The organism is Methylobacterium goesingense, assembly GCF_022179225.1.
GTDB lineage: Bacteria > Pseudomonadota > Alphaproteobacteria > Rhizobiales > Beijerinckiaceae > Methylobacterium > Methylobacterium goesingense.
This window is the reverse complement of the sequence record NZ_BPQL01000026.1, coordinates 1-6,498: the sequence shown is the minus strand read 5'-3', so window position 1 is coordinate 6,498 and position 6,498 is coordinate 1. Positions and strand designations below refer to the sequence as shown.

Sequence of the window (6,498 nt, the reverse complement as noted above, 5' to 3'; positions counted from 1 at the left end):
GCCCGCCATCGCCCCTTCCGGGCCCGGGGGTCAACCCGCCGGCCCGGTCCTCACGCGCTTCCGATGACGATGCCGGTCACCAGTACGAGGGCGCCGCCGAGCACCACCTGCAGGGTCGCGCGCCAGAACGGTGTCGCCATGTAGCGGGTCCGGATCGCCGAGATCGCGAGGAGTTCCAGCGCCACCACCAGGATGGCGAGCGCCGTCGCGAGCCAGAAGGCGTTCGGCCAGTGATCGGGGATCGCGTAGGGCAGCGTGTGCCCCAGGCCGCCAAGCGTGGTCATGGTGCCGCAGACGAGGCCGCGCATCCACGGTGTGCCCCGGCCCGTGATCGCCCCATCGTCGGACAGGGCCTCGGTAAAGCCCATGCTGATGCCCGCGCCGATCGATGCCGCCAGGCCGACCAGGAAGGTCGCGCCGTTGCTGTGGGTGGCGAAGGCGGCCGCGAAGATCGGTGCCAGCGTCGAGACCGAGCCATCGATCAGCCCGGCGAGGCCCGGTTGGACGTAGCGCAGCACGAAGGCGCGCTGCGCCTCCGCGTCGGGATGGAGCGATGGACCCGGGAGATCCGGGGAGCCAGCGGAAGCGTGGGCGGGATGTCCGATCATCGTGGGTGCTCACTTTGGATTTATTCCAATCTACAGTCTAGAATTGCTCCAAACAAGGGGCCTATCGCGACATCGAGGCCTGCGTGTCCGTGCCGAGCGTTAGGCGGCGTTGCGCCGGGTCCCGGATCGGAGCTAGACAGCGCCGGACCGAAATCGGCGGCGGCCCGCGTGGGGCCGGGCGCCAGAAGGCCCCGCGGCCATCGCCGGAGTCCGGCCGCGACGGGGCCGGCACCCACGGGGGGCCGCGACGCGAAAGCGATGGCATGAGCCTCATCAAACGGATCGGCCGCTCAGCCGCGGTCCAGCAGGCCCTCGGCATCCTGGCCGGCGGCTACTTGCGTCTCGTGCGCCGGACGAACCGCTTCACGGTGGAGCCGGCCGACCCCGATCCCTGGCTCGACGGCCTCAGCCCGTTCATCGCCGGCATGTGGCACGGCCAGCACACGATGATCTCATTCATGAAGCGGCCGCACGACCGGATCGCCACGATCATCTCTCGCTCCGCCGACGGCAACGTAAACACCATCGCGCTGACCCGCATGGGCGTGCGCGTGATCCGGGCCTCGGGGGCGCGCGGACGCGTGGTCCGGGACGCGCGGGCCAAGGGCGGGGCCGAGGGCTTGCGCGCCATGCTGCGCGCGCTCAAGGACGGCGAGACCGTGGCCTTCAGCGCGGACGTACCGAAGATCTCGCGCCGGGCGGATGCTGGCATCCTCACCCTTGCGCGCTTCTCAGGCCGGCCCATCGTTCCGGTCGCCGTGGTGACGAGCCGGCACTGGCGCTTCAACTCCTGGGATCGGGCCTGCCTCGGCCTGCCCTTCGGCCGGGGCGCGATGGTGTTCGGAACGCCGGTCCGCGTGCCTCGCGACGTCACGCCCGAGGCCTTCGAGGCCCTGCGCCAACAACTCGAGGCCGAGATGAACCGGGTCCACGACCGCGCCTACACCTTGGTCGGCCGTCCCGACCGCGTCGGGAGTCCCGGCCCGGTCCCCGGCCCCGACCGCGTGGGCAGCCCGGCGTGAAGACCATGCGCAAGGCCCCGCCGCTCACCACGATCCTGAGGACGTATCGCTACGGGCTCTATCTCGGCGAGCCGGCGCTGGCCGGCCTGCTCGCCTGGCGCTCGCGGCGGGGCAAGGAGGATCCGGGCCGCCTCGCCGAGCGCCGCGGCCTGCCCGGCCGAGCCCGTCCCCTCGGGCGCCTCGTCTGGATGCACGGGGCCAGCGTCGGCGAGGCGCTCTCCCTTGTCGGCCTCGTGGACGGCATGATCGCGCGGGGTTTCTCGGTCCTGGTCACCACGGGCACGCGCAGCGCCGCGGAGCTGATCGGCCGGCGCCTTCCGGCCGGGGCCGTGCACCAGTACGTACCCCTCGACGCGCCTCGCTGGATCGGGCGCTTCCTCGACCACTGGCGCCCGGACCTCGCCCTGGTGGCCGAATCCGAGATCTGGCCCAACACCGTGGTCTCGCTGCACGCGCGCGGCATCCCCCTTCTCGTCGTCAATGCGCGGATGTCCGAGCGCTCGGCCCGGGGCTGGGCACGCGCGCCCCGCACCGCCGAGGCGCTGCTGGCGCGCATCACGATCTGCCTTGCCCAGACCGACGACGATGCCGACCGCTTCCGGCGCCTCGGAGCACCGCGCGTCAGCATCGCCGGCAACCTGAAATACGATTCCGAGGTGCCCCCGGCGGACGGCCAGCAATTGGCCCACCTACGCGACCTCATCGGCGACCGCCCCGTCTGGGTGGCGGCGAGCACCCATCCGGGCGAGGACGCCATGGCCGCCCGCGCCCACGCCACCCTGCGGGCGCGCTGGCCGCGCCTGCTCACCATCGTGGTCCCGCGCCACCCCCATCGTGGCGGCGATGTCGCGGCCTGCGCCGCGCGCGAGGGGCTCGCGACCGCCCGGCGTTCGCAAGGCGGGCGGCCCCATGGCGGCGTCGATGTCTACGTCGCCGACACCCTGGGCGAACTCGGCCTGTTCTACCGGCTCGGCCGCATCGTCTATCTCGGGGGCTCCCTGGTGCCCCATGGCGGCCAGAACCCGATCGAGCCGACCCGCCTGCGCGCGGCGGTGCTGCATGGACCGCATATCCATAACTTCACCCAGGTCTACCGTGCCCTCGACGCAGCCGGCGGTGCCCTCTCGGTCGCCGATGCCGACGACCTCGCCGCGACCCTGAACGACCTGCTGGGGGATCGCCCCCGCATCGAGGCGATGAACCGGGCGGGCGCGGCCGCCCTCCGTCCCCTGGAGGGCGCGGTCGCCCGCACCTTCACGGTGCTCGATCCTTTCATCGCGCAGATGAATCTCCGGGCGATGGCGGCCTCGTGAGGCGGCCCTGATGCGCGCGCCCATCTTTTGGGACGGGCCGTCCGGTCATCCCGCCGCGCGCCTCCTCGGGCCCCTCGGCGCTCTCTACGGGCGCCACACCGCCGCGCGCATGGACCGGGCCGGTGCCCGGGGCCCCTGCCCCGTCCTCTGCGTGGGGAACTTCACCCTCGGCGGCGCCGGAAAGACCCCGACCGCCATCGCCCTCGCGGCCCTGCTGCGGGAACTCGGCGCGCGCCCTGCCTTCCTAACCCGCGGCTATGGCGGTCGCCTGTCCGGCCCCGTTTCGGTCGATCCGGAGCGGCACGGCGCGGACGAGACCGGCGACGAGGCGCTGCTCCTGGCCCGGGCCGGCCCGACCGTCCTGTCCCGGGACCGTCCAGCCGGGGCCCGGCTCTGCGCGGAGCGCGGCGCCGACATCGTGGTGATGGATGACGGCCTGCAGAACCCGAGCCTCGCCAAGGACCTCGCCTTCGCGGTGCTGGATGCCGGCGCCGGGATCGGCAACGGGCGGACCTTCCCCGCGGGCCCCTTGCGGGCGCCGCTCGCCCGCCAATGGCGCCACGTCCACGGTCTCGTGCTCGTCGGCGACGGGCCGAAGGCCGAGCCCGTCGCGGAGGCGGCCCGGGCGCGGGGCCTGCCCGTCCACCGCGCGCGTCTCGTGCCCGGTGGCGATTTTAGCCAGCGGCGCGTCCTGGCCTTCGCGGGCATCGGCCGCCCGGAAAAATTCTTCGCCAGCCTGCGCGAGGCCGGGGCCGAGATCGTCGCCACCCGCGCCTTCCCGGATCACCACCCCTACACGATCCGCGACACCGACCGGCTCGCCGCCGAGGCGCGGAGCCTGGGGGCCGATCTCGTCACCACGGCCAAGGACCATGTCCGCCTCGCCCGCCCCTTCGCGGCGCGCGTAGCGGTGCTGCCCGTGCGCCTGGACTTCGCCGATCCGGCCGCCCTCCGCGCGCAGCTCGGCGCGGTCCTGGGACGCTTCGGCTAGGCCATTTGCGGCCTCAGGCCGGGCGACCGAACTCGGCAAGGCGCTTCATCACCGCCTCGGGGCTGACATAGGCCTCCTGCCGCGCAGCGCTCCAGTAGCGCAGGGCGTCGAGGGCGATCGGCTCGCCCGTCACCGCGCAGCGCACGAAGCTGCCGGGCTTGACCACCCGCATGGTGCCGTCACCGTACTCGACCACCGCCTCGCCGGAGGCTCCCCGCTCGAATCGTCCCAACATGATTCCCGTCGCCTCCCGCTCGGTCCCCTCCCCTCATAGGAGTGCCACCGCCCGCTGTCGATCAGCGCGCGCGAGACCTTCGCGCAACACCCTCGACAGGTCCGGCGCTTGGTGCCTTAAGCTGCGGGATGCCGCTGCGCCGATACTCCGCATGACCTTGATCCAAACGACCCTGATCCGCATGACCCGGTCAGCATGAGCCCGGAACTCGCTCTGCTGTTCGAGGCCGCGCTTGCCGCGCAGGCTCGGGCCTACGCGCCTTATTCGGGCTTCCCGGTGGGGGCGGCCCTGCGCGACGCGGACGGCGCGGTTCATGCCGGCTGCAACGTCGAGAACGCGGCCTATCCGGTCGGAACCTGCGCCGAGGCCGGTGCCATCGCCGCCATGGCGGCGGCGGGCGGGCGGGGGATCGCCGAGATGCTGGTGCTCGGTCCGGGTCCCGGGCTGGTGACGCCCTGCGGCGCGTGCCGCCAGCGCATCCGCGAATTCGCCGGGCCCGACGTCATCATCCACGTCGCCGACGGCGCGGGTGTGCGTGCCGCCTTCACCCTCGCGACCCTGCTGCCGGAATCCTTCGGTCCGGAGAACCTCGGCCGTCATGTCTGAACCGGATTCGCCCGAGCCCGATCTGTCCTCTTCGGGCTCACGTGCACCCGAGCCCGCCGTCGAGGCCGCGGCCGGGCTCCTGCGGGCGCGGGGCCTCGGCGGCCCCTTCGCCTGCGCGGTCGTCACCGGCACCGGTCTGGGCGGGCTCGCGCACGGGCTCGCGGAGGCGGTCTCGGTATCCTACGCGGAGATCCCCGGATTTCCGCGTCCCAGCGTCAGCGGCCATGGCGGCGCCCTGCATGCGGGACTGCTCGCCGGGCGGCGCGTCCTGGTTCTCGAAGGCCGGGCCCATGCCTACGAGACCGGCGACGCCGCCGCGATGCGCCTGCCCGTCGGCGTCGTGCGCGCCCTCGGGGCGGAGGCTTTGCTCCTCACCAACGCTTCCGGCTCGCTGATGCCGGCCGCCGGGCCGGGCAGCCTCGTGGTTTTGAGCGACCACATCAACCTCTCAGGCCTCAACCCCCTCGTCGGCGAGGCCAGCGACGCCCGCTTCGTGCCGATGGTCGGGGCTTACGACCCCGCCCTGCGGGCGCATCTGGCCGCCGCCGCAGCCGAGGCGGGCATCCCGCTTCACGCGGGCGTCTATGCCTGGTTCTCCGGCCCGAGCTTCGAGACGCCCGCCGAGGTCCGCATGGCCGGGCGCCTCGGGGCCGACCTCGTCGGCATGTCGACGGTGCCGGAGGTGATCCTGGCCCGCTTCTACGGCCTGCGGGTCGCGGCCCTCTCGGTGGTGACCAATTTCGGGGCCGGCATCGGCGACGGCGATCCCCATCACGCGGAGACGAAGGCCGCGGCCGCCCGCGCGGGCGACGACCTCGCCCGCCTCGTGACCGCCTTCGTCGCCCGCCTGCCCGCGCGCTGAGCCCAAAAATCCCGAACCCAGAGATCCTGAGTCCAGGAATTCGATGACGGGGACGCCCACCACATGAAGACCGACGACATGACCCTGCCCGACGGGACCCCGCACGGCTCCGGCCCGGATGCCGCGATCGCCCGGCGCGCCCTGCTCCTCCTCGACCTCACCGATCTCGGCGAGGCCTGCTCCGAGGCCGCCATCGACGCGCTCTGCCGCGCGGCCCGCGCCAGCGCCGTGGCGGCGGTCTGCGTCTGGCCGCGCTATGTCGGCCGCTCGGCGCGCCTCCTCGCGGGTACGCCCGTGCGGATCGCCACGGTGATCAATTTCCCCGACGGGGGCACGGACATCGAGCGGGCGGTGGAGGACACGACGGAGGCGATCGCGGACGGCGCCCACGAGATCGACCTCGTGCTGCCCTACCGGGCGTTCCTGGCGGGCGATATCGCCACGGCGCGCGCGATGGTGACGGCGGTGCGGGAGGCCTGCGACGGGGAGCGCCTCCTCAAGGTGATCCTGGAGACCGGAACTCTCGCGAGTCCGGACGCGATCACCGGCGCGAGCCGTCTCGCCATCGAGGCGGGGGCGGACTTCATCAAAACCTCCACCGGCAAGAGCCCGGTCTCGGCGACGCCGGAGGCGGCCGAGGCGATGCTGCTCGCCATCCGTGACCACGCGGCCGGGCACAGCGTGGGCCTCAAGGTCTCGGGCGGCCTGCGCGATGTGGCGGATGCGGCCCGCTACCTCGACCTCGCCGACCGTATCATGGGGCCGGACTGGGTCTCGCCCCGCACGTTCCGCCTCGGGGCGAGCAGCCTGCACGCCGCCCTGGTGGCAGCCTCCGCCTCGGAGACGACCGCCGGCCCGAGG

7 protein-coding genes and 1 pseudogene are annotated in these 6,498 nt (G+C 73.3%); 6 read left to right on the top strand and 2 right to left on the bottom strand.

Going from position 1 to position 6,498, the window contains the following annotated elements:
* Positions 1 to 50: 50 nt before the first annotated feature.
* Positions 51 to 527 (bottom strand): annotated as a pseudogene (locus MFF30_RS06375) (VIT1/CCC1 transporter family protein); the annotation flags it as partial.
* Between the two features lie 344 nt (positions 528 to 871).
* Here MFF30_RS06375 and MFF30_RS06370 point away from each other — a divergent pair.
* The 3 genes from MFF30_RS06370 to lpxK are packed head-to-tail and all read left to right on the top strand — an operon-like array spanning position 872 to position 3,934.
* Positions 872 to 1,630, top strand: coding sequence for a lysophospholipid acyltransferase family protein (locus MFF30_RS06370; protein WP_238277937.1), 759 nt, complete (start codon positions 872 to 874; stop codon positions 1,628 to 1,630).
* 5 nt (positions 1,631 to 1,635) lie between these two features.
* A complete protein-coding gene (locus MFF30_RS06365; RefSeq protein ID WP_238277935.1) occupies positions 1,636 to 2,943 on the top strand; it encodes a 3-deoxy-D-manno-octulosonic acid transferase in 1,308 nt (435 codons plus the stop codon).
* A 10-nt stretch (positions 2,944 to 2,953) separates the two neighbouring features.
* Complete coding sequence (gene lpxK / locus MFF30_RS06360; RefSeq protein ID WP_238277934.1) at positions 2,954 to 3,934, top strand: tetraacyldisaccharide 4'-kinase; 981 nt, start codon at positions 2,954 to 2,956, stop codon at positions 3,932 to 3,934.
* 13 nt (positions 3,935 to 3,947) lie between these two features.
* On the opposite strand, the gene MFF30_RS06355 is transcribed toward lpxK, so the two are convergent.
* Positions 3,948 to 4,169, bottom strand: a complete 222-nt coding sequence (locus tag MFF30_RS06355) for a DUF2093 domain-containing protein (RefSeq protein WP_238277932.1) — start codon at positions 4,167 to 4,169, stop codon at positions 3,948 to 3,950.
* A gap of 195 nt (positions 4,170 to 4,364) precedes the next feature.
* On the opposite strand from MFF30_RS06355, the gene MFF30_RS06350 reads away from it, so the two are divergent.
* The 3 genes from MFF30_RS06350 to deoC form a co-directional block, all read left to right on the top strand.
* Positions 4,365 to 4,775 carry a cytidine deaminase gene (locus MFF30_RS06350; RefSeq protein WP_238277930.1) on the top strand — a complete coding sequence of 137 codons (411 nt, stop codon included), beginning with the start codon at positions 4,365 to 4,367 and terminating at the stop codon, positions 4,773 to 4,775.
* A complete protein-coding gene (locus tag MFF30_RS06345; protein ID WP_238277928.1) occupies positions 4,768 to 5,637 on the top strand; it encodes a purine-nucleoside phosphorylase in 870 nt (289 codons plus the stop codon). Before MFF30_RS06350 ends, MFF30_RS06345 begins: the two co-directional genes overlap by 8 nt.
* Positions 5,638 to 5,715: 78 nt before the next feature.
* Positions 5,716 to 6,498, top strand: a 783-nt coding sequence (deoC, locus tag MFF30_RS06340) for a deoxyribose-phosphate aldolase (protein WP_238277939.1), incomplete at its 3' end; no start/stop codon positions are given.

Excerpts from the sequence above, each read along its gene's own strand:
- MFF30_RS06370 (WP_238277937.1), top strand. The coding sequence starts at position 872 with ATGAGCCTCATCAAACGGATCGGCCGCTCAGCCGCGGTCCAGCAGGCC.
- MFF30_RS06365 (WP_238277935.1), top strand. The coding sequence starts at position 1,636 with ATGCGCAAGGCCCCGCCGCTCACCACGATCCTGAGGACGTATCGCTAC.
- lpxK (WP_238277934.1), top strand. The coding sequence starts at position 2,954 with ATGCGCGCGCCCATCTTTTGGGACGGGCCGTCCGGTCATCCCGCCGCG.
- MFF30_RS06355 (WP_238277932.1), bottom strand. The coding sequence starts at position 4,169 with ATGTTGGGACGATTCGAGCGGGGAGCCTCCGGCGAGGCGGTGGTCGAG.
- MFF30_RS06350 (WP_238277930.1), top strand. The coding sequence starts at position 4,365 with ATGAGCCCGGAACTCGCTCTGCTGTTCGAGGCCGCGCTTGCCGCGCAG.
- MFF30_RS06345 (WP_238277928.1), top strand. The coding sequence starts at position 4,768 with ATGTCTGAACCGGATTCGCCCGAGCCCGATCTGTCCTCTTCGGGCTCA.